Annotated in this window: 18 protein-coding genes and 1 other annotated feature; of the genes, 3 read left to right on the top strand and 15 right to left on the bottom strand. The window is 34.5% G+C overall.

The window, feature by feature from the left end:
* Positions 1–45 precede the first annotated feature (45 nt).
* The 3 genes from AB5M32_RS09895 to AB5M32_RS09885 are packed head-to-tail and all read right to left on the bottom strand — an operon-like array spanning position 46 to position 3,957.
* A complete protein-coding gene (locus AB5M32_RS09895) occupies positions 46–1,563 on the bottom strand; it encodes a response regulator (RefSeq protein WP_010737757.1) in 1,518 nt (505 codons plus the stop codon).
* Positions 1,560–3,281: a sensor histidine kinase gene (locus AB5M32_RS09890; protein WP_178286081.1), complete on the bottom strand. Its 1,722-nt coding sequence runs from the start codon at positions 3,279–3,281 to the stop codon at positions 1,560–1,562. Before AB5M32_RS09890 ends, AB5M32_RS09895 begins: the two co-directional genes overlap by 4 nt.
* A complete protein-coding gene (locus AB5M32_RS09885) occupies positions 3,274–3,957 on the bottom strand; it encodes a hypothetical protein (RefSeq protein WP_063627239.1) in 684 nt (227 codons plus the stop codon). The genes AB5M32_RS09890 and AB5M32_RS09885 overlap by 8 nt, the downstream gene beginning before the upstream one ends.
* A 409-nt stretch (positions 3,958–4,366) precedes the next feature.
* Here AB5M32_RS09885 and AB5M32_RS09880 point away from each other — a divergent pair, with 409 nt between their 5' ends.
* Positions 4,367–5,131: a LytTR family transcriptional regulator DNA-binding domain-containing protein gene (locus AB5M32_RS09880; protein WP_202606086.1), complete on the top strand. Its 765-nt coding sequence runs from the start codon at positions 4,367–4,369 to the stop codon at positions 5,129–5,131.
* Positions 5,132–5,190: 59 nt separating this feature from the next.
* Here AB5M32_RS09880 and AB5M32_RS09875 read toward each other — a convergent pair whose 3' ends face one another.
* The 6 genes from AB5M32_RS09875 to AB5M32_RS09850 all read right to left on the bottom strand — a co-directional run bounded on the left by AB5M32_RS09875 (position 5,191) and on the right by AB5M32_RS09850 (position 11,472).
* Entirely contained in the window at positions 5,191–6,453 is a 1,263-nt protein-coding gene (locus AB5M32_RS09875) for a sensor histidine kinase (protein WP_368024430.1), read from the bottom strand.
* A 512-nt stretch (positions 6,454–6,965) separates the two neighbouring features.
* Positions 6,966–8,723: a hypothetical protein gene (locus AB5M32_RS09870; protein ID WP_178286077.1), complete on the bottom strand. Its 1,758-nt coding sequence runs from the start codon at positions 8,721–8,723 to the stop codon at positions 6,966–6,968.
* A gap of 8 nt (positions 8,724–8,731) precedes the next feature.
* Positions 8,732–9,772: a DUF916 and DUF3324 domain-containing protein gene (locus tag AB5M32_RS09865; RefSeq protein WP_096708956.1), complete on the bottom strand. Its 1,041-nt coding sequence runs from the start codon at positions 9,770–9,772 to the stop codon at positions 8,732–8,734.
* On the bottom strand, positions 9,769–10,479 hold the full coding sequence (locus tag AB5M32_RS09860; RefSeq protein ID WP_178286075.1) for a WxL domain-containing protein: 711 nt from the start codon (positions 10,477–10,479) through the stop codon (positions 9,769–9,771). The genes AB5M32_RS09865 and AB5M32_RS09860 overlap by 4 nt, the downstream gene beginning before the upstream one ends.
* 17 nt (positions 10,480–10,496) lie before the next feature.
* The gene (locus AB5M32_RS09855; RefSeq protein ID WP_178286073.1) at positions 10,497–11,165 is read right to left on the bottom strand and encodes a WxL domain-containing protein; all 669 of its coding nucleotides are present in this window, start codon (positions 11,163–11,165) and stop codon (positions 10,497–10,499) included.
* Complete coding sequence (locus tag AB5M32_RS09850; protein WP_063627244.1) at positions 11,131–11,472, bottom strand: LPXTG cell wall anchor domain-containing protein; 342 nt, start codon at positions 11,470–11,472, stop codon at positions 11,131–11,133. The genes AB5M32_RS09855 and AB5M32_RS09850 overlap by 35 nt, the downstream gene beginning before the upstream one ends.
* Before the next feature lie 508 nt (positions 11,473–11,980).
* Positions 11,981–12,218: a binding site (T-box leader), on the top strand.
* 133 nt (positions 12,219–12,351) lie between these two features.
* On the opposite strand from AB5M32_RS09850, the gene brnQ reads away from it, so the two are divergent.
* Positions 12,352–13,710, top strand: coding sequence for a branched-chain amino acid transport system II carrier protein (gene brnQ, locus AB5M32_RS09845; RefSeq protein WP_034698322.1), 1,359 nt, complete (start codon positions 12,352–12,354; stop codon positions 13,708–13,710).
* 147 nt (positions 13,711–13,857) lie between these two features.
* Here brnQ and AB5M32_RS09840 read toward each other — a convergent pair whose 3' ends face one another.
* Entirely contained in the window at positions 13,858–14,121 is a 264-nt protein-coding gene (locus AB5M32_RS09840) for a hypothetical protein (RefSeq protein WP_053766748.1), read from the bottom strand.
* Between the two features lie 14 nt (positions 14,122–14,135).
* Positions 14,136–15,353 (bottom strand): radical SAM protein, encoded by a 1,218-nt coding sequence (locus AB5M32_RS09835; protein ID WP_178286072.1) that lies wholly within the window; start codon positions 15,351–15,353, stop codon positions 14,136–14,138.
* Between the two features lie 788 nt (positions 15,354–16,141).
* Here AB5M32_RS09835 and AB5M32_RS09830 point away from each other — a divergent pair.
* Complete coding sequence (locus AB5M32_RS09830; protein ID WP_096708954.1) at positions 16,142–16,597, top strand: helix-turn-helix domain-containing protein; 456 nt, start codon at positions 16,142–16,144, stop codon at positions 16,595–16,597.
* A gap of 359 nt (positions 16,598–16,956) precedes the next feature.
* Here AB5M32_RS09830 and AB5M32_RS09825 read toward each other — a convergent pair whose 3' ends face one another.
* The 4 genes from AB5M32_RS09825 to rbfA all read right to left on the bottom strand — a co-directional run bounded on the left by AB5M32_RS09825 (position 16,957) and on the right by rbfA (position 20,813).
* Positions 16,957–17,742, bottom strand: coding sequence for a glucose-1-dehydrogenase (locus AB5M32_RS09825; RefSeq protein ID WP_126343682.1), 786 nt, complete (start codon positions 17,740–17,742; stop codon positions 16,957–16,959).
* 199 nt (positions 17,743–17,941) lie between these two features.
* Complete coding sequence (gene ribF / locus AB5M32_RS09820) at positions 17,942–18,877, bottom strand: riboflavin biosynthesis protein RibF (RefSeq protein WP_010718889.1); 936 nt, start codon at positions 18,875–18,877, stop codon at positions 17,942–17,944.
* A 2-nt stretch (positions 18,878–18,879) separates the two neighbouring features.
* Positions 18,880–19,803 (bottom strand): tRNA pseudouridine(55) synthase TruB, encoded by a 924-nt coding sequence (gene truB, locus AB5M32_RS09815; RefSeq protein ID WP_178286070.1) that lies wholly within the window; start codon positions 19,801–19,803, stop codon positions 18,880–18,882.
* A gap of 662 nt (positions 19,804–20,465) precedes the next feature.
* Positions 20,466–20,813: a 30S ribosome-binding factor RbfA gene (gene rbfA / locus AB5M32_RS09810; RefSeq protein ID WP_010718887.1), complete on the bottom strand. Its 348-nt coding sequence runs from the start codon at positions 20,811–20,813 to the stop codon at positions 20,466–20,468.
* Positions 20,814–20,831 lie beyond the last annotated feature (18 nt).

Raw genomic sequence — 20,831 nt, 5'->3', positions numbered from 1 at the left:
TGCTACGCCTTTATTAGTCATAAAAAATGATAAAAGAATGATTTTTCATTTTAGGTTCAACGGCTCTCTTTCATTTTCGAACTTGCGTGCTTTATTGGGGGTTATTCCGTATTCTTTTTTATAATGACGATAAAATAAACTGATATCATCATATCCTAAGGCTTTTGCGATCACAGTAATTCTTTCCGTACTCTCTTTGATTCGCTGATTGGCTTCTCTCATACGAATTTTTTTATCATATTCACTAAAACTCATATTCAATTCTTTTAAAAAAAGCTGTCCAAGATAGGCTGGATTCATATGAAATCGCTCAGCTAATGATTTTAAAGAGTAGCGTTTCGTGAAATCCTGATTGACTAGATATAAGATTTGGTCAATCACTGGAGAATGACTTTTTGTGGTACAACTTATTTCAGTCAGTTTTGAACAGATCGTACCTATCTTTTTCTTAAAAACTGATTTGTCTGCTGTCTTTAATGCGTAGATCAATGGTTGTAACTCTTGATAAGCTTGTTCTTGTTTTTCCAGAGTAGCAATCCCTTTGTGAAGTGCGATCAGCAAGTAATGACATACTAACGACTGAATCGGATGGTCTTTCCATTGATCAATATTGGCAATAGCTAATTGTTGGAATGCTTCAATCGATTGGTTTTCAAGATAAGCTAAACTTTTAAAATAAATTTTCTGCGTTAGTTGGTATTCGTTGATCAATGTAGTTTTAGGAAATAGATCAATGACTAATGGGTTTTCCAAAATATTTTTACTTTCCATAAATGGTTCAATACTTCGATAAGAATGCGTGATCTCAATTAATGAATGGCAGCCACTACCGATGACCGCAAATAAATCAAATGTCTCACATAAATATTGAATACTTAACCGATAATGTTGTTCTTCTTTAGGAGAAAAAAACAAAAGAAGTTTATTCGGTTCCAATAAAAGGCTATAAGGTTGGACGAATAATACCGATAACTGCTCAGAAACACGTTCAAAAAGTTTATCATTATAAAAAGCACCTTCTAGGTAAGTGATGGTATAATTTTGCCAATCCGTGATTGGTTCAAGGATGTCCTGCCATTTTGCTAATTCCGTTGACGAAATTTCTTGATGCAGCAATTTCCGCAACAAATTGACACGAAACACATCAATCTGTTGATTGTTCTTCAAATGCTGAAAGAGTTTTTCTTCTTTTATTTCTCTTGTCAACTTCCCAAAAGTAGTGGCTAACTCAATAGGATCGACTGGTTTTAAAAGATAATCACTGCTTCCAATGAGAATGGCTTGTTTCAGATAACTAAAATCATCATAACTACTGATAAAGATGATTTTTATTTGTTTTTGTACACAACGTGCCTTTTTAGCAAGTGCCAATCCATCAATATCAGGCATTCTGATATCTGTTAATAAAATATCAATAGCTACCTCATTTAGGATTTTCAATGCTTCAATACCGGAAGTTGTTTTAAATGTCGTGAAATTTTTTGTGTTACCGGTTGTTTTTTTTAGCAGTTTCTCAATTCCTTCTGTGATTAACGGTTCATCATCAACTAGTAAAACATTCACACGATCTCCCCTCCTCTTTTTTTAGGCATGGTGATTTGAAATTTCACATAATCTTCTTGCGTAGTAAATGTTACGCCATACTGATGACCAAAGCGTTGTTTGATTCGATAATCTACCCCAAATAAGCCAGTAGAAGCAGTCATCTCCAGATCATGACTGTTTTGAGCAAGTTGTTTTTGGATTCTTTGTTTTTCTACTTTTGGAATTGGCTTTCCGTTATTTACTACTTCAATGTATAACCGATCATCCTTTTCAAAACAATGGATCTCGATGAAGTTATCTTGGCGTTGCGAATCAATCCCGTGATGAATAAAATTTTCGATGATTGGTTGGATCGTAAATTTCTCAATCAGCAAAGATTCAAGACTTGGATCACAAACGATATCATAAAATAGTGCATCTTCAAAACGTATTTCAAAAAGACTAAGATAAGCATCACAATATTCCAGTTCTTCCGCTAAACAAATGACATCTTTCCCCTTGATCAATTTACGGTATAATGTTGCAGCATTTAAGAGCATTCCTGCCACTGCGTGATCTTCATTTAGTTCTGCTTTCATTCGAATTGCTTCTAACGTATTGTAAAGAAAGTGTGGATTGATCTGAGACCGAATACTTTGGATCTGATAATCCTTTTGTTTAATCTTACTTTTATAAACTTGATGAATCTGGTCATTTAACTGATACGCTAATTCATCAATACTAGAAGAGATCAAAGAAATCGCATCATCACTTTTATAGTCGTCTGATTGAGCGAACTTTTCAGGGTCAAAATTCCCTGTTTTTACTTTGGTAATTTTTTGAGTTAGTTGAGAGAGTCTTCCCTCTATTTTTTGCAAATACTGAAATAGAAATGGGAAAAAACCTAAAAACACAAGGATGGCAAAAAAAGAGTAGACAGTATAGATCAAAGAATATTCTGTAAAAACATTGGCATACTTTGTCGTGGCTGTAACCACGTAATGTTCTGCTTGACGTTGGTCTAGAACATATTTTGATTTTATCTCCGGTGGAATAGGGTTGTTTTTGTAGAAAACTTGAATATTGCCGTTGTTTCTTAACACTTGATAATGAATCTTTTCAAATAATGGAGAAATATCATAATAAAAATAGACATCTGCTGCGTAACTTAAATCTGTTTCTTTATGTAATTCTTTGTGAAATCCAATCAGATTTCTATTCTTATTTATCTTAAAAATTTGCTTTTTTGTTTTTTCGATATCGTTTGGGTCTGCTAGATGAAATTTATCCACTTTTTTCATCGTGGTTGTCTGATCTTTTTGAAAGACTACGCTACGTTTCGTTTGCGCATGATAAATAACTACAGTTGACAAATAATCATTCATTTTAAAGGACTGATTAACAAAATTTTGGGTTCCATTATACTTTGAACCGGCATGTTTCATGTAAGTAGTCGTTTTGTATTCATAGTATTCCGCGAGTGATAAATTAGTAATTTGCCTCAAATCTTCCAAATCAGGTTGTTCCGCATACAAAAGCGCCAACATATTATCTGTTGCATTTTTCATCATCATAATTTCTGTATAAAAATTTAAGTTGATTTCCTTTAGATTTTCATCTCTTTTTTGATGGAAAGAAACTGTGATGAGATAAATAATAAAGAATAACACTAATAAACTAACGCTCATCCACAACATGTAACGATTAAAAGCGTGTTTCAAAAGGTTATGTTTAATCCTCGTTATGCTTTTAGTCATTTCTCTGATCCAATCCCTTAATACTCGCTATCCGAGTTTGTAAAAATGGTGCATAAAAAGTTAAAAACAAGTAGCAGTAGCCACTAAAACCGACAAAAAAGAAGATAGCTGGCGAGCGTGGAAACAATAAAAGAACAAATAACAGATAGGCAATCGTAAAAAGCTGTAATTGCCATTTCTGGAAAGATAAAATCATCGCATTCAACAACGTTTTTAAAAAGGTGTTTTGGAAAAGGATCGTTTCCATGATAGCAAAAGGAAGGATCAACATCCCGTAGACCGCTAAAATAGCATAGATAATGACAAATATAGAAAAAATTGGAGAAAGTTCAACCATAAAAAAGAGAAATCCTATTGAAGCAATCAAACTGATGAGCAAATAGACAGGTAAACTATCCCAAGAACATGCCTTAGCGATGCTCCGCCAAAAAAATCGGAGATTGCTTTCCTGTTTCTTAATAATAAACTGATACAGCGATTCAAATAGTGCGATCAATGAAATAGCAAACAGAATCATAAAGAGACCCATTAAGATTAGATATAAAGTAACTCCTTGATAAATCATCAAATAAAGGTAACTAAACAGCGGTAAATTTACAACAATAAAAAAAAGATTGTTCACGACTACATAAATGATCTGGGATGCTACATCATATATTTTTTCTTCCCTTGTCAATTGAATACCCTCCCTAACCAATGTACTATTTTACGTATCTACCTTAACATAAAAGCGTTTTCTTGTAACGGCTATTTCAATTAATTTTTCTCTTTTCTCATTCTTGCTTTTCTTCATATGACCAACTAATATAGGATGTTCTTTCTTTTTACGAACAAAACCGTACGCATTGGTTCAACTTTTAAAAAAGGTATCCCAGCTTTTGTCTGTAGACTATTTCCAGATGATTTTTAGACTTTCAAAATAACCGTTTTCTCTCTGACTCTTTCGTTCATATTTTACTTCAACATCTATATTTCCTTTCAATTATTTAAATATTAAATAAAAAAAGTCTAATAATTTATTCTTTTATTCTCTTTATCCACACATTGATTCTTGCTATACTAAGAACGATTGAAAGTTGGAGGTGATGTGTGTGAAAGTGTACTATATTGAAGATAATGTATTCCATCAAGAAGAATTTCGTAAACAATATAATCGTAGTGCTAATTTAGCAGCAATTTCGTTAACCATCCCCTTGCCTTCTCAATTAGAAAAATTCTATGCTGACCTTGATTTTATGCCTATCCAAGACTCAGATATTTTTATTGTTGATATTGAATTGAACCGTTTTCATTCTGGGATTGATTTTAGCAAAAAAATTCGTCAAAGAAATCATTCTTGTTACATCCTGTTTTTGACGAATGACACAACTAAAGGAATGGAGATTATCAATCAAAATATTCGAGCAGATAAATATTATAGTAAAAAAGACATCACGGAAGCTGTAAATGGCTTGGAAGAATTATTGTTCAACCATTCGAATTTGCCACAAGGACAAAGTAAACTCATTAAAATCGAATCACTTTCTAAAATCTATTTAATCGACCCTAAAGAAGTCAATTACTTAAGTAAGATCACAGGTTCTCGTTCGACCATTGAATTTTTCTGTCAAACAGAATTTTTTTTGATTCATGGAAAAATTGAAGAACTAAAACAAACGTTTCAAAACTTTCATTTTTTCAATGATTTGAAGAGTTACTCCATCAATCCAGCTAATATCAAATTAGTAGATAAAAAGAACAATGAAATTGTGTTTAAAAACGATGATGCCTTGATCCTTAGCCGAAGAAGTATAAAAAAATTAGTTGATTTTATGGAACATCTGAAAAATGAAAATCATTTGGTTCAGTAGTCCTATACGTACAACAAAAAGCCACTTGCCTATTCAGTAAATAGGCAAGTGGCTTTTTTTTAATGGACTGTTTCCTTTTTCAAAGTTAAGATACAGTAAAAACGTTGCTCTTGTTTATCATACTTTAAATTCAATGCAAGATTCTCATTCTCTTCTACGATTTTTTTGACACTGTATAACCCAATTCCCTTACTACTTTTCTGACTGGTTGTTCCTTTTTGAAACAATTCAGTTAGATTTTTTCCAGTGTTTTTGCTGGGATTACTAAATTCAAAATAAAAACAATTCCACAAATGTTCAACGATGATCGTGATTTCTTTTTTTTCTTTCGCCATCGTTTGATCATAATGAACAAAAGCATTTTCGATAATATTTGTAAATAAGCGAATCATGTCATAGGAATTCATTGAAAGCTTGGGTATGATATGATTGACTTGGATTTTATAAGGTATCCCAAGCTCTTCTGCCCGCTTAACAAATTTGACAAAAACTCCTTGCAACAGTGGATCATAAATTTTTTGTAACTTCATGTGTAAAGCATCGTTGAGTTGCGTTTCAAAAAACTCTTTTTCTTCCCCTACGATGGCCTCTATTTCGTTATGAATTTGTTTATTCTGTACAAGATCTTCCATCACACTAACATAATTTTTATAATCATGACGAAATTCTTCTAGCTTTTGATAATATTCTTCATTTTTTTTCATGCTTTCCAAATAGATCTGATAGTATTCTTCCTTTTTTTCATTCAATAAAATCAAAAGCATAAGTAGTCCATAAAAGGAATTACTAGCAACTAAAATAAAAGAGGTTAAAAGGAAATCCAATGAATCCACCGAAAAAAGCAAATGATACCACAAAAGTGACATGAACATACATATAATCAAAAATGTCGAAAACAGACGATTTTTTTTATATGCGTATAGATAATTACTAATTCGAAACTTTTTATCTAATTCTTTCATTACAATTAGGATTGCCACTAAAAGCAAAATTTCTAGGATCGCATTCGCTAACAAGTCATAATTTTCTAAAAATCGTGGCACTTCAATTGTCAAAAAAACAGAAATACCGATAAAATTTACACAAAAAGTATTTAATAAAAAAACAATAAATAGATTTCTTGTTTCCTGAAAAATATATTTTCCATTATAAAAATAAAGTAAAACCAAAAATACTGGCGTCCATTCAATCAGCCATATATTAAGTAGCGTTAATCCCAAACGAATGAAGCAATCCATAAAAATCCTTTTTTTTGCAAATAAAATGAGACCTATCAGTGCAAAATTAAGATGAACCACTATAATATAAATAATCACTTCCATTAACCCATCCCCCTAAGCAAACCAGTTTATCATTTTCAAACATACCACTTTTCATTAATTGGTGCCTCCCCTTTTGACAACCAATAACATTACTGTTATAAGATAACATGAATAATAAAAAATACTAGAAAAATCGCAAGCATATTTAGAATATTTGAAAAATTTAATTTTTATTTAACCACCTTAGAGCTTAACTGTAAAACTGAATCTCACGTTACCTTAACCTTCTCGATTAGATGGAAATCCAAGTTTCATTTATTCATCTTTTTTTAGTAGCATAGAACTATCCAAACTATTTCCACTATTTCAACCAATGAACAGTCTTCTTTGATCAGCATTTGCACCATCCTTAATAAAACAATACAAAAAAATAAGCCAAAGATAGCTTAAATACAAAAAGTAATTTTGGCTATCTTTGGCTTATTTCGCTAATTTCAATATTAAAAATCTGGATTTCAATCATTTGAATATCCCTGTTAACCAGCTCCACTATATTTTATCAATAAAAGTAACTAAGGGGCATTGACAATTGTCCATTCCACCTGTGATGAATATTCCCCAGCATATCCACCGGGTTGAACATTTAGATAAAAATAGTTTTCTGAATTTTGTAGAATGCTGTAATTCCGGACATTATTATTAGTTGTTACTTCAGTCATAGGAAGTGTGATCGGATGTTCTTTTTCGATGACTTGTGCCGTATCACCATTTTGATAAAAAAGAGTGGCTGGTAATACTTGTTTACCATCTTTAAACTCTTCAGTTTGTGACACATTAAGTTTCCAATTAATCGGTTTTCCAGTTGTATCTTCTACTAAAAGATTGGCTGCCTGTGTCAAATTTGTTTGAATCGTATGACTAGCAACGGGGATTGACATGAAAGTCAGAAGATCTGGTACGTTTACAAATCTCACAACCCCCGCTTCTTTGATCACCTTAAATGTTTCAATATTTGATTGTTGTTTTTTTTCATTTTTAACATAAACTTCAAATTGATTTTCTCCTGCTGCTAAGTCTGCAAGTGTGAAATTCTTTGAAAAATCAACCATATTTCCAGGTTGTGTATTCGCAATCGAATCTGAATCATTCAGCTTTTTTTCAACACCATTTAACTTATAGTAAATATTGATCCACGAACCACTATCGGCTTTCCACTTGCCACTCAAGGTAAACCCTTGATCCCCCGGGTAAAGAACGAGCGTTTGATTAGCAAGATTATTTGCCAGTTCAATCGTAGGAGGTGAAGCAGGTTTGGTCATTCTTAAGACCGTTGAATCTTGTGCTGACTCACCATTACTTTTTTGAATCATCAAAGTCACATTATTCACTTCTGAAACTGATGGTAGCTGACTCAGGTCAACAGGTACACGAAATGTGCCATCACTCTTGAAGCAAGACAATAGTTCATCAGTGTTCATTATCATCCCATTGATTGTTAAGTAAGCTGTGAGATCGTCCAAAGGACCACTCCATTTACCTGTTAGCGTGATCTGCTCGGAATCTAATTCTAGATTTTTGCTCGTATCATCAAAAGATAAGGCTAACTTTTCTGATTGAAAGCTTGGCATTTCAGCAGATAAAAAATGAGTAAATCCAATATCTTTTTTCATACTATCCCAAACAGATGCACGCAAGACAAATTTATCCTTAGTGACTGCTTTTTCTGTGACTTTGGCACGATAGGTGATCGTCATTGAATCACCCGTTTTTTCCAATAATCGATAAACCGAGTAATTGTCACTATAAGGACCATCAGAGATACCGTCTGAAGCGAGCGGCAATATTTCTGTAATCCGCCCATCATAGGACTTGGAATCTCCAAATTCTGTATGTCCATAAAAGTTATAAGCCGTTATGATGTCATAGGCAACTTCCTTAGATGGAGCCATCAAATTTCCGTTACCTGTTACACCACCATGTTTATAAACAAGTTCGGGTTCTCCTAATAATTCCAACCCTTGCTCTTTATCAGGAAAAACCGTCACTAACGTTGATTGCTTATACTCTTCTTCAAGGTTTGTATCATCTTTTTTTTCTAAAACTGTTGTAACTGTTATCGTATCCCCAATCGCTGTATAATTTGGATTCCCATCTTTTACATAGGTGATTTTAGCATGGATATGTCCACCATAGATGTCAGCTTCTGATTGTCCATCAGGCCATGAATCCGCAACAACTGACTTAGTAGAGAAGGCTAGCTGAAAGAGACTGAACAAAGCAAAATAGGCGACTAGAAATAATAATTTTTTATTCACTCTTTGCTTTTTCATTTCTTTTCTCACCTACCTTTTTGCTGGAACAATTTATAACTTAAGAATGCAATGATCCCTAATAGCAAACTACCTATACCAATGATCATCGGCAAATAAGACACTTCTGCTTTTTCTTCTGTAATTGCTTCATCATTGATTTTTTTGGCATTGTCTGGTTTGATCGTAAATGTTTTTGCTAAATGCCATTTCTTTTGATTATTTTCTGTTGTCGCATCCACTGTTAACGTATAAGTTCCCGGATCGATTTTCTTCTTGTTGACACTGATCGGAAAGTCAAAGTTCGTATTGGGTGCGATCGACATATGATCTTTGTTTGCTGTATACAACACTTTTGATGAACCTTTTTTTGTGATCGTCGCTTCCGTATGAACTTGGCTGATGATTGTTGATGTAGGATTTTGTAAATGTGCGAAAATCGTTGCATACGAATTTTGTAACCCAGTTCTTGCAGAAATCAATTTCAAATCTGGTGAGACAGGTTTACTGTTGTTCCTAAGCTCAACCCCAATAACATAAGCATACTTATTTCGAATCGCTGTTCCAGAAACTTTTTCACTTTGGTTCTCTTTTTTCGTTACATGGATACCTCCTAAAAGAATCCCGTCAAATGATTCTTTTGGCATTTTCAATTGAAAATGAACGTCTTTTGCTTCTCCAGCTGGAATTGTTACTTCCTTTGCATCAGTGGTTAAGCAATCACTGACTTGGTATTTGGCAGAGGTATCCTTTTTAACTGTTCGTTGATTATAATCGATCACACCGTTTGTGTTGGTCGCTGCATTGTTGATCTCTATTTCAAAGACACTTTCTTTTTCTCCGACATTGGATAAATGAATGGATAGGTCGCGCGTTTCATTTGGTGCTTCAGTTAAATCAAAATAAGATACATCTTTATTTGTTTGTTCTTCAGGTATATTTGCACTTACACTATATGCAGATTCAGCTGAATCTGCATATGAGGTAAGCGAATTGACATCAAGGATTCCCCAAACTCCGATGATGCCTGTGACTAAACAAATAAAACGATGATGACGTTTATGCATCATTGTGCATCAGTTGGACCTGCAGTAAGGGTCCAAGTAATCGTTGCGGTATACTCTTTTGCTTGAGCAGAACCAGCAGGAACAGTCAATTGAACATTTGTATTGTTTCCTTCTTCTCCTTGAAATACATCTAACCAAGTGCCCTGACCATTCAGACTTTTTGCCGTCATAACTGGTTGAGCTTCATGATTGTTAAAAGTGAAATCAAAAGCATCAGGTTTGCCGCTGATGTTATCAGAAGTCGTTCGAGTATCTCCATTCGCAAATGATAGGATTGCTCCTTTTAATTCAGTGCTGTCAGCTGCTGAAAATTTTGAAGCAGTCGCAGTTAGTGACCAGCCACCAGCTACTCCTCGTTTATCTGTAATTTGAACAAATGGTTTTGCATTTGCTGCGACATAGACTTTTTTATTTTGTGAAATTTCTTGTGTACCAAAACTGATATTGGACACATAGTCAATTGAAAGTGGTCCTTGATCGCCAGTTCCATGATTGTTAGGATCATCTGGATCTACTTCGTCTGGTTTGTCGATTGGATCATCTGGATTATCTGGATTCACTGGTTTGTTGGAATGGGTATCATTCCCTTCGAATGTGATCTTTGCTGTTGAAGTTGCTGAATCACTCATTTCTTCTGCATAGATGGTCATACTCATGGTATTAATGGCTAACACACTTAATAATGTAGTTGCTAGAATATTTTTTTTCATGTTTCTTCTCCTTTAGATTAAGCTGGTGCGTCTGTTAATGTCCAAACAAGTGTGGCAGAATAAGTTCCTGCCAAGTTACCAGAAGGTACTTTTAATGAAACAGCTTCTGCTGACATCTGATCTTCCCAAGTCCCTAGACCGGTTGTTGCGGCAGCAAACATAATATTTTGTGCATCTTTATTTACTGTTACCGTTGCCGTTTCAGCTGTCGGAGATTGATTCTCTGTCACCGTTTTTGCTGTCCCTGCTGGCAAGCTTAGTTCAGCCCCAGCTAACGCAACACCATTTTCAGTATAAAATCCTGCTTTTTCACTATCATAGCTAACTTGTAAGTTCCACCCTGCACCATTTCCTCGTAGATCAGATATTTGTGTTTCAACAAATTCATCTGAATTCCCAGCTGTATAGTTTTTTGTTTCACTAGCGATTTTTTGTGTACCGAAGTCAATATTTGAGATATAGTCAATACGTAAAGCACCGGTGTTTCCTGTTGGAATATACGTACCTGGTACATCTGGTGGATCAATTGGATCCGTTGGTTCATCCGTTTCATCTTGTTTCTCTAACCCAACTTTAGCGATACTTGTGCCATGAGTATCATCGGCTATTTCTGCATAAACGGTTGTTGCTTTCGCACTAATAACGAATGTGCTAAATAGTGCGATTGTTAAAACTACTTTTTTCATTTTTTTCCTTCTTTCCTTTTCTCAGTAAGAGGAAACCTCCTGCTGCTGTTACAATGAGTCCACCACAGATCATCAAAGAACTACTCTGCTGATCAATTGTTTTTGGGAGCTTTCTTTGCATCATTCTTTTTGTCTGCCCGTCTTTCTCTTTTGCCAGATCTTTTGATGATGCATTTGAAGGATTTGGTACAAAGCGGATCCCCGCTGTGCTTTGTACAGATTCAGCGTAGACAATCATTGTTCGCGTATATGCCTCAATGGTCAAAAAAATAAGGAACAAAAAGAAAACAATCGTCATCTTTCTCATCCACTTACCCTCACCTTTCTCTTTACAGCAAATGTAACAAAACCTCCTTTTTTTAATCTTCGCTCAATTGGGTAAATCCTATTTTACTTATATTCATTCTAAAAAAAGGCGTTTGAAACCGTTTAACCTTACAATTTTTGCTTTTTTTGCCTTAAAAGATGAATCGAACGACTGACTGATAACAAATCGGTGTGATAGATCAAATTTCAAAATTGTTGTAGAGACAGTCAAATAAATACTTTGCTAACAATAGTTGGCTGTTTCTAACAATCTCAAAGAATATTCCACCACATTTTTCAAGCCATTAAGCATTCGTTTCACTATTTATTATGTAGACACTTAACTACGCTTGTGTCCTTAACGAAGACTCTTACAGCAATAAAAATTGACCGTAATTAAGAAGAAAGAAAAAAATCAATGGTGAACGTTTCACCCAAATCTATTGACAGAAAATTCAATTTTTTACTTTTTTTGTCTTGACACTGTTCATCATTGCTTCTATAATGAACAAAAATCATTGATAGAGAGAGTAACGAATAATAAGCATTTTAGAGAGCGATTGGTTGGTGGAAAATCGTAGGTCTATTATTTGTGAAAGTAACTCTGGAGATGCACAAGTGACGTTAGAAGTTTGTGCCGGCGATCCCCGTTATCGGATAATGCGCTTCACTATTAGTGAGTCGCTAAGAGATTGTTTATTCATAAACAAAAAAAACGGTGGTACCGCAATGTCAATTGCCCGTTGGAATAATTATTCCAACGGGCTTTTTGTGTTTTTCACCAAAGAAAGGAAAAGATTTATGCAAATTTTTAGACAAAGACGAGTCAGACGTTTAGCTTCATTTCATTTATGTTAACTAAACGATTAAGGAGTTATTTATGATGGAAAAATTATCAACAAAGAAATTATTTTTATTAGCTTCACTCATTTTCGGAATGCTTTTTGGAGCAGGTAACCTTATTTTCCCTGCTCATTTAGGTCAACTTGCAGGTAGTCATTGGTTATCTGCTGGGATTGGTTTTTTGATCTCCTCTACTTTATTACCTTTAGCTGCACTGATTGCCTTAAGTAAAACACGCTCAAGCGGGTTGTACGATTTTGCTAAACCAGTGGCTGCGTGGTATGGTACCTTATTTCTCATTATGAACCATATGGCCTTAGGACCTTTATTCGCCACTCCCAGAACTGCTGCATTAGGATATCAATTTAGTTTAGGAATGATTTTACCAGAAAAGTATACAACGATTGGCTTATTTATCTTTTCGGTTATTTTCTTTGGCTTAGCCTATTATTTATCAACTCGTGAATCAAATTTATTAAAAATCATTGGAAAATATTTAAACCCATTATTTTTAATTTTACTATTCGCTGTGTTTATCGTCGCTTTGATTCTTCCCTTAGGACCATTGGATGCCAAGCCTGTACTGGATTACCAACAAGCAGCAACTACCAACGGCTTTATCGAAGGATATAATACAATGGACGCATTAGCCTCATTAGCTTTTGGAATTACGATCATTCGTGCGCTTCAAGGAATGGGGATTCATGATGAAGATCAGATTGCTAAAAATACTGTAAAATCTGGTCTATTAACGATGGTTTTATGTGGTGGTATCTATTTGGGGATTATTGCATTAGGTACGATGTCTTTAAATCGCTTTGGTATCTCCGAAAACGGAGGGATTGCATTAACTCAAATCGTCCAATCCTATTTTGGTAAAGTGGGATTGATTTTTATGGCCTTGATGACGCTGTTAGCAGTTTTCACTTCTGCGATGGGGTTGATTGCCTCATTTGCCCAAGATTTCTCTGTCCGCTTCCCTAAGATCGGCTATAAAGGATGGCTTCGAATCACTACATTACTTTCTTTTATTACCGCAAACTTTGGACTTGACACCATTATTGCTTGGACCATGCCATTTTTAATGATTCTTTATCCTCTTTCCATGGCAATGATCATCCCAGCACTTTGCTCTGCCTTTTTCCAAAATCGCAGAATCGTTTATCAATTGACGACAATCTTTACAGCCATACCTGCTTTATTTGATGGTATCAAAGCATTACCTATTCAAAATCATTTGACAACAAATTTAACCAATTGGTATGTTCATACGATTCCATTTGCTTCCAGTGGTGTTGGTTTTATCCTGCCAGCAATCAGTGGCTTTATCATAGGCGTACTGTATTGTTTAATTTTTAAACAAAGAACTGAGTTAGACCCTTCTCTATCTAATTGAGTCTTGTAACGGACAAAGAGAAGTTTTACCGAAATATGACGCTTCATTTGATAATTTGAGTGAAGCCAGAAGAAAGAAGCAAAAAAGAACAATGTTGATTATCTTTTGATAAACGCATTGTTCTTTTACTAGTTTTCATTGATTGACCTAATCTTGTAAGAGAATTTGATTGTTGATCAGATCTGAGATAAACTCTGTGATATATTTTTCTTTTTCTTCATTAGAATAGTCACCAGAATCAGCAAATCGTATTAATACTTTTTCTTTTACATGACTAAGTGCTACATTTGTTTTTAATAATTCAAATATATAGATCGATACTTCATTATCTAAAAGATAGATTTCATCATTCAAGGAAAGATAGAGGTCGTTCCCTAATTTCTCATAGGCCAATTCGCCGTTCAGTCTCACCTAATCACGCTCCTTCAGGTCATTTCTGTCTGTTTCCAGATACGATACATTTGATTTTTTATTAACTCTTGCAATAATTGACATTCAGAGCGATCCACTCCATAAACATCATTGGTATGATAATAATGTTGCGCACGACAACCACCACCGCATAAATAGCGAAAAGAACAAGTTTGACAACCAGATAAATGATGGATATTTTGAGATTCAAGCAATTCTATCTCTTTATGGTTATAAATATCAGCTAATTTGTTTTTTCTGATATTACCTAATTTATAGTCATCTGTCTCCAATAATTTACATGCAAAAATATCCCCAACTGGATTGATAACGAACTCTCCCAAACCCAAACCACAAGATTCTTTAATTGTAAATGGCTTTAAAAATGCAGATCGTTGAGCACTTTTTTCTTTGCACTCGATTTCTTTTCTTTCTTCAAAAGATAATGAAATATCTGCCATACTACCTCTTCCTAATTCGCTAAATCCACCTAATTTATAGGAGATTCCATTCTCTTTAAAAAATTCAATCGTTTGATCAACTGATTTTAAGTTATAGTTGGTAACGGTTGCATTAACGTAAATATTATGGAAACCGATATCTAAAAGATTACGGATACCTCTCATTGCTATTTCATAACAACCTCTACCACGGTTCTTGTCATTTTCTTCTTTATCAATCGAATCCAAGCTGATGGTCATTGATTCGCATCGATCTGCCAAGAATTGTGCATTCCTTTTTTTTCCAATCAAGGTTCCATTAGTGATCAAACCAACCGATAAGCCTAGTTGATAGGCATAATCGATATATTTTAAAGAATCATGATTCAGTCCTATTTCTCCACCAGTAAAAATGACTTTTTTTACACCACAGTCTTTTAATTGATCTAATAGTTGGAACCATTCAATTAAAGACAATTGATCCGGATAGTTCTTGGTCATATCTGCTTCTGCGTAACAATACACACATTTTAAATTACATTGATGTGTCAACGCCAAATAAGCGGTTTCAGGAATGGTGACTTCATTTTTTTTTACTTTTAATGGCTCGTCTAATAGAAGCTGAAAGATTTTTAGTTTTTTTTGCGTAGACTCGGATAACGCTGAATACTTTCGTAGCTTCACCAACTCTAACTCTTCTTTAGAAATCACTAGCCAGCTGCTTCTTAGAACATTATGGAGAATCATTTCATCAAGAAAAGGATACGCGTATAAATTTTCCTTGATTTTCATAGATCACTCACCTCTTTTATTAGCATCACAAACGAATAATAACATTTTGACTATATTAAATAGGAAAATAAAGTCGCCTTTTTAACAGGGGAGTTTTGTAGGGCAACTTTATTTTCCAATTAAAAATGGACATCGGAAGACTAGATTAAGAACCGTTACCAATCAATAACCCACAAGAACATGGGGACAAAACATTGCCAGAGATTTTTTTTAGTACAGGTTTCGTAAACATAACAAGTCTCCTTTCTGAACTTTTAGGAAAAAGCACGATAATATTCATTTTTTTTCCTAAATATAGTATAAACTTTGAATGAAAATATTGTCAATGACGGTTCGAGAGAAAAATTATTAAAACCTTAGTTATAAAATAAAAAAAATTAAACAATTTATGCGTTTCTTTTATATAACGCTAAAATTTCTAAGACACGTTGATTTGTTCTTCTGACTTATTTGATTGGATTCATTACTATCTATAAGTAAATTTGTTTTTATTTTATTTCATCACCTCAAATTTCCATAGTGATCATAAATTTTTATTAAGTTATTTTAAATAACGTTTTTTTAAGTTTAAATTTGAAAAACACTGCTTTATCTGTTTATTTTATTCTAAACATAACGATTATTTAACGAACAAATCTATTTTTTTCATAAGAATTTTAGTATAATTACAATCTATAAAGTATATTTAATTCCTCATCAATCTGAAACTAACTTTTGGGTCATAAGGACTTTATTTTAATTCGATACCACGGTGTTTAAATAGTGGTTTAATTTTTAGGAGGGATATATTGAAAGGTTATTATTCAGTACAAGAATTAGCCGACCAACTTGGTGTGACAACTCGTTCAATTCGAAACTATCTGCACGAAGGGAAATTAAAGGGAACAAAAGTTGGAGGAAAATGGAAGTTTTCTGAACAAAATTTGTTTGATTTCCTTTACGGTGACAAGGAAAATCTAATGATCCAAAAAGATTATCAAGTGACGCTTGATGTGCCTGTCACATTAAAATTATCTCTTGTAACAGATGATTTTCACGAAATGGATGCCTTTAAAGAGCAACTTTTTAACTATCATTCAGAGGTTTATGCTAATAAAAAGGATCGATTGATCCAATACACGCATTTCAAAGAAAATGAATATGATATCTTAATTGGTGGTAACTTTAATTATGTCACTAATTTCGGGTCATGGATCTATGAACAACTACAAAAACAAACATCCATTTCACTAAAAAAGAATTAGTTTTTTATTTTGAAAGAGAGACTGTGAAAGAAACGATCTGCTCTGATGACAATAAGCCTGAATTTTTTGAAACAGCTTCCCATGTTTCAAAAAATTCAGGCTTATTTCAAGAACTGGATGCATAAGCACCGTGCATAAGAGATTGCGAAAAGAGCGTTTGACCTGAATACTCACCAAGTAAAAACTAAGACGAATAAACGTAGGAGCAATCAAGATAAAAATCTCGAAACAGCTCCCCCTGTTTTGTGGATTTTTGTCTTATTGCCGAAGGTCAGCTCTTTGAATGTCGTTTACTGTTTTTTTAGATTCTAAATTTATTTTTTTCCTATTTCTTGTTTCTATAATAATGGTAAGTAGCTTTAACCCTTACCCCCTTGAAAGGATGGATATAGTTTCATGCCACCATCTACAAATAAAGTAATTCCTGTCACATAACTGGATTCATTAGAAGCGAGCCAAGCAGCAGCGGCGGCGACTTCCTCGGGTTTACCCACTCGTTCCATCGGTATCATGCTTTCTAGAATTTCTTTTTCTTTTGGATCTTCAAATTTTTCTGCATTAATCGGAGTTTTGATCGCCCCTGGTCCAATACTGTTGATTCGAATATTTTCTGGTGCGTACTCCATGGCTACTGTTTCTGTAAACAGCTTGACACCGCCTTTTGATGCTGCGTAATGAGCAAATGTCGGCCAAGGGATTCGTTCGTGAACGGAGGACATATTGATAATATTACCTTTGATCTGATGAATTTTAAAATAATTCAACGCTGTTTTTGTCCCTAAAAATACGCCTGTTAGGTTCACCTTTAACACTTTCTCCCAATCTTCTAATTCCAGCTCATGGGTTGGTTTTTGCGTTTCCATACCAGCATTATTGACCCAGATATCTAAACTTCCGAATGTTTCGATTGCTGCTTTGAGCAGACGATCCATCCCTTCTTCTGTACTGACATCCGCTTCGACAGCTACTGCTTTGCCACCATTTTTTTCGATCTCGGCTACTGCTTCTTGTGCCCCTTCTTCATCCGAATGATAGTTGACAACCACACACATTTTTTCTTTACCAAAGCGTTCACAGATTGCTTTACCGATCCCTTTTGATCCTCCAGTTACTACTGCCACCTTATTTGTTAGATCTTTATACATATACTTTCCACCCTTCTTTTTCACCTACTGCATACTTCCTGTATTAAGTGTACAATAGCACCCTGTCTTTTAGGCAAACGATACGCTTATTCGATCGATTTACTTTTTTCTATAATAAAAGAGTCAGCATGCTACTTGCTGACTCGAATGATTTCACCAAAAAAGGCTTTTTTATTGTCTTCAGTTAAATTCAATACTTTTATTTAAAATAGTCCGCTGTCGCTTTTTCGTCTGCTTTCAGTTGTTCAATCAATGATTCAACGTTTGGAAATTTCACTTGGTTTCTCAAAAAATGATGCCAACGGACTTTTACATGCTCTCCATAGATATCTTGAGCAAAATTTAAAATATATAATTCAACGGTAAGTTCACGATCATCACCAAAGGTATCATTATGACCGATTGATCCCATTGCTTGATACCACGTTTCACCAACTTTGATCTCTGAAACATAGACACCTTCTTTTGGAAGATGAACAGTACTTTTAACTTTGATGTTAGCTGTTGGGAATCCTAGCAGGCGGCCACGAGCATCGCCATGGACTACCACCCCTTCGACCTCGTAAGCAGCCCCCAATAAACGTGTTACTTCATTTATTTCTCCTGCGTTTAATAATTCACGTATCCGTGTCGAACTAATCTTCTCGCCACTGTCTTCTTCTTTTGGTACAGTGATGATTTCAAATCGATTTTTTGCATAACTTGGTAAGTGCGCTACATCTGCAATTTCTTTAGGTCCGTAAGTATAGTCAAAACCAGAAACAGCATATTTTGCATGAAGTCCTACGATATATTGATCAACAAATTCTTGTGGAGCTAAATGAGCAAACGATGACGTAAAATCGATTTCGTATAAATAATCAACACCCAATAAGGCCATTTTTTCTTCTTTTTGTTCCAGAGTAGTCAAATATTTTACTTGACTTGGATTTATTTTTTTGAAGACGATTGAAGGATGTTGGTTGAAAGTCATCAAAGCTAATTTTAATCCTTCTTTTTTAGCAATTTCTTTTCCCCGATTGATAACACGTTGATGGCCTAGATGTACCCCGTCAAAAAAGCCTAAAACAAGTACAACGTCTTCTGGTGGGATCTGATCTGCTTGATAAGGATGTCTAATTTTGATAATTTTCATTTTTATACCTCATTCCTCAACACTTTGCTTGGTTTTAATTTATTTTTTTCTTTTGGATTTGGCTGGTAAATACTTACTACTTTGTCTTGGTAAAAAAGTGCGATCTCTTCTGTCGGCATTTCTGCTAAGTTAAATACCTGATAATCTAAGCGCATACCATTTTTAACTTTTTCCCAAACACGATCACTAATGTCTACTCTCTTAAAACGAGCAACACCAGCTTCTAGTGGCAATAAATGTTCTTCAAAGGTTCCTGCAAGCCTATAATCTGCTACTTGCTGTAAAGTGATTGCCTGCTCCTTCTTCATTCCTCCACTAGCTGTTCGAGTTAGATCGGACATGTGAGCAGGATAGCCTAATTTTTTCCCAGTATCAACAGCAAGCGTTCGTACATAAGTCCCTTTCCCGCATACTACCTCAAAACGCCAAGATAGCAACCCCTTCTCTTGGTCCCAATGCACGTCACTTGTTCTTTCAAAACGTTCAATCTGCGCTTTACGCACGGGACGTGTAACTGTTTCATTGTTTCTGGCATACTCATAAAGACGTTTGCCGTTCACTTTGACAGCTGAATACATCGGTGGTATCTGAGTGATTTCCCCGATAAAACTTTTCATCGTTTCATCAATTTCTTCATCACTGATTAATCGATCAACTGTTTTACTTTCGACGACCTCACCAGATTTGTCTTCTGTCGTTGTACTAAATCCTAATGTAATCTCTCCTTGGTATACTTTTCCTGCATCGCTTAAATATTCGATAACTTTAGTCGCTTTTCCAAGGCAAATCGGTAACACACCATCAACATCAGGGTCTAACGTACCACCATGACCAATTTTTTTCATATGTAAGATTTTTCTTAATTTAAATACACAATCATGACTTGTCATGCCACGTTCTTTCCACAAAGGTAATAATCCGTCCATGTTTTTTCTCCCTATCCAATAAAATATCAACTTTGTCATTATAACACATCCCACAATAATGTGACGATTTTACCTTTTTTCGCTACGTTTTTATTATTTGGCAACAAACTTGTAATAAAACTTCACAAACCTGTAAATACAATTCATGTTATTCTCTTAGACAAAGGCAAGCTTGAATCCTTCATTTGCAGCCTTTGATTAAAACGAGTCGCAGCTTTTAAGGAATAAATGATCCTAGTCTTCCCCAAAACAAAAAACTGAGGATCATATACGAATCTCGAAAAGAGTCTGAAGTATAAATCTAACTCTTAATAAACGGTGTCCAAGAAGCCACTTCTTAAAAATAAGAGAGAATTTTTCAAAATAAGAAAAGCTATTTTAAAAGATTCTCTCTTATTCGTTCGGAGTTGACCGCTTCTTTCACAACCTGTTCGAGACACGTACAAATTGCTCATTTTTTTCTCATGTATTCTGTACAGTAAAATTACGGTACTGTGCGTTTGTCATTTTAAACTACTTGCATTGTGTAGTTTGAACTTTTTTTCTAAAAAATTGGATGATGGTGTAACTGCGGTATCTCTGCTTTATAAAAAGCTAAAACTAAAAAAACTGCTAAAAAAGAGCTATAACCCCACTTCTTAAGGTTTATAGCTCTTTTTGTTTTAATCTTTATTTAAATTACGAAGCAACTCATCAATGTGGTTACCATACCCCACTGACTCATCTAATTCAAAAGTTAATTCAGGCGTTTTATAGATGCTTAAGTTGTGTCCTAATTCACGGCGAATCAGTCCACTTGCTTTTGCTAGGCCTTCCTGTGCTTTTTTCTTATCTGAAGCTAAGTCAGATAAAATACTATAATAGATGGTTGCTTGTTGTAGATCTCCCGTAACGTGGACATCAGTGATTGTCACGTTTTCTACACGAGGATCACGAACTTTTTTGCGTAAAATATCATTTACTTCTTTTAAAATTTCTTGACCGACTCGGCGGTCTCGATAGTTTGCCATATTGAGCGGCCTCCTAAA

Source organism: Enterococcus sp. C57 (genome assembly GCF_040887305.1).
In the GTDB taxonomy this organism is placed as follows: domain Bacteria; phylum Bacillota; class Bacilli; order Lactobacillales; family Enterococcaceae; genus Enterococcus_B; species Enterococcus_B hirae.
Note: the sequence above shows the minus strand (reverse complement) of the source record. Positions and strands in the feature narration are given on the sequence as shown.

What these genes read in the sequence shown, in the direction of transcription:
- AB5M32_RS09890 (WP_178286081.1), bottom strand. Translation starts at nt 3,281, where the DNA reads ATGACTAAAAGCATAACGAGGATTAAACATAACCTTTTGAAACACGCT.
- AB5M32_RS09880 (WP_202606086.1), top strand. Translation starts at nt 4,367, where the DNA reads ATGTGTGTGAAAGTGTACTATATTGAAGATAATGTATTCCATCAAGAA.
- AB5M32_RS09875 (WP_368024430.1), bottom strand. Translation starts at nt 6,453, where the DNA reads ATGGAAGTGATTATTTATATTATAGTGGTTCATCTTAATTTTGCACTG.
- AB5M32_RS09870 (WP_178286077.1), bottom strand. Translation starts at nt 8,723, where the DNA reads ATGAAAAAGCAAAGAGTGAATAAAAAATTATTATTTCTAGTCGCCTAT.
- AB5M32_RS09865 (WP_096708956.1), bottom strand. Translation starts at nt 9,772, where the DNA reads ATGATGCATAAACGTCATCATCGTTTTATTTGTTTAGTCACAGGCATC.
- AB5M32_RS09860 (WP_178286075.1), bottom strand. Translation starts at nt 10,479, where the DNA reads ATGAAAAAAAATATTCTAGCAACTACATTATTAAGTGTGTTAGCCATT.
- AB5M32_RS09855 (WP_178286073.1), bottom strand. Translation starts at nt 11,165, where the DNA reads ATGAAAAAAGTAGTTTTAACAATCGCACTATTTAGCACATTCGTTATT.
- AB5M32_RS09850 (WP_063627244.1), bottom strand. Translation starts at nt 11,472, where the DNA reads ATGAGAAAGATGACGATTGTTTTCTTTTTGTTCCTTATTTTTTTGACC.
- brnQ (WP_034698322.1), top strand. Translation starts at nt 12,352, where the DNA reads ATGATGGAAAAATTATCAACAAAGAAATTATTTTTATTAGCTTCACTC.
- AB5M32_RS09835 (WP_178286072.1), bottom strand. Translation starts at nt 15,353, where the DNA reads ATGAAAATCAAGGAAAATTTATACGCGTATCCTTTTCTTGATGAAATG.
- AB5M32_RS09825 (WP_126343682.1), bottom strand. Translation starts at nt 17,742, where the DNA reads ATGTATAAAGATCTAACAAATAAGGTGGCAGTAGTAACTGGAGGATCA.
- ribF (WP_010718889.1), bottom strand. Translation starts at nt 18,877, where the DNA reads ATGAAAATTATCAAAATTAGACATCCTTATCAAGCAGATCAGATCCCA.
- truB (WP_178286070.1), bottom strand. Translation starts at nt 19,803, where the DNA reads ATGGACGGATTATTACCTTTGTGGAAAGAACGTGGCATGACAAGTCAT.
- rbfA (WP_010718887.1), bottom strand. Translation starts at nt 20,813, where the DNA reads ATGGCAAACTATCGAGACCGCCGAGTCGGTCAAGAAATTTTAAAAGAA.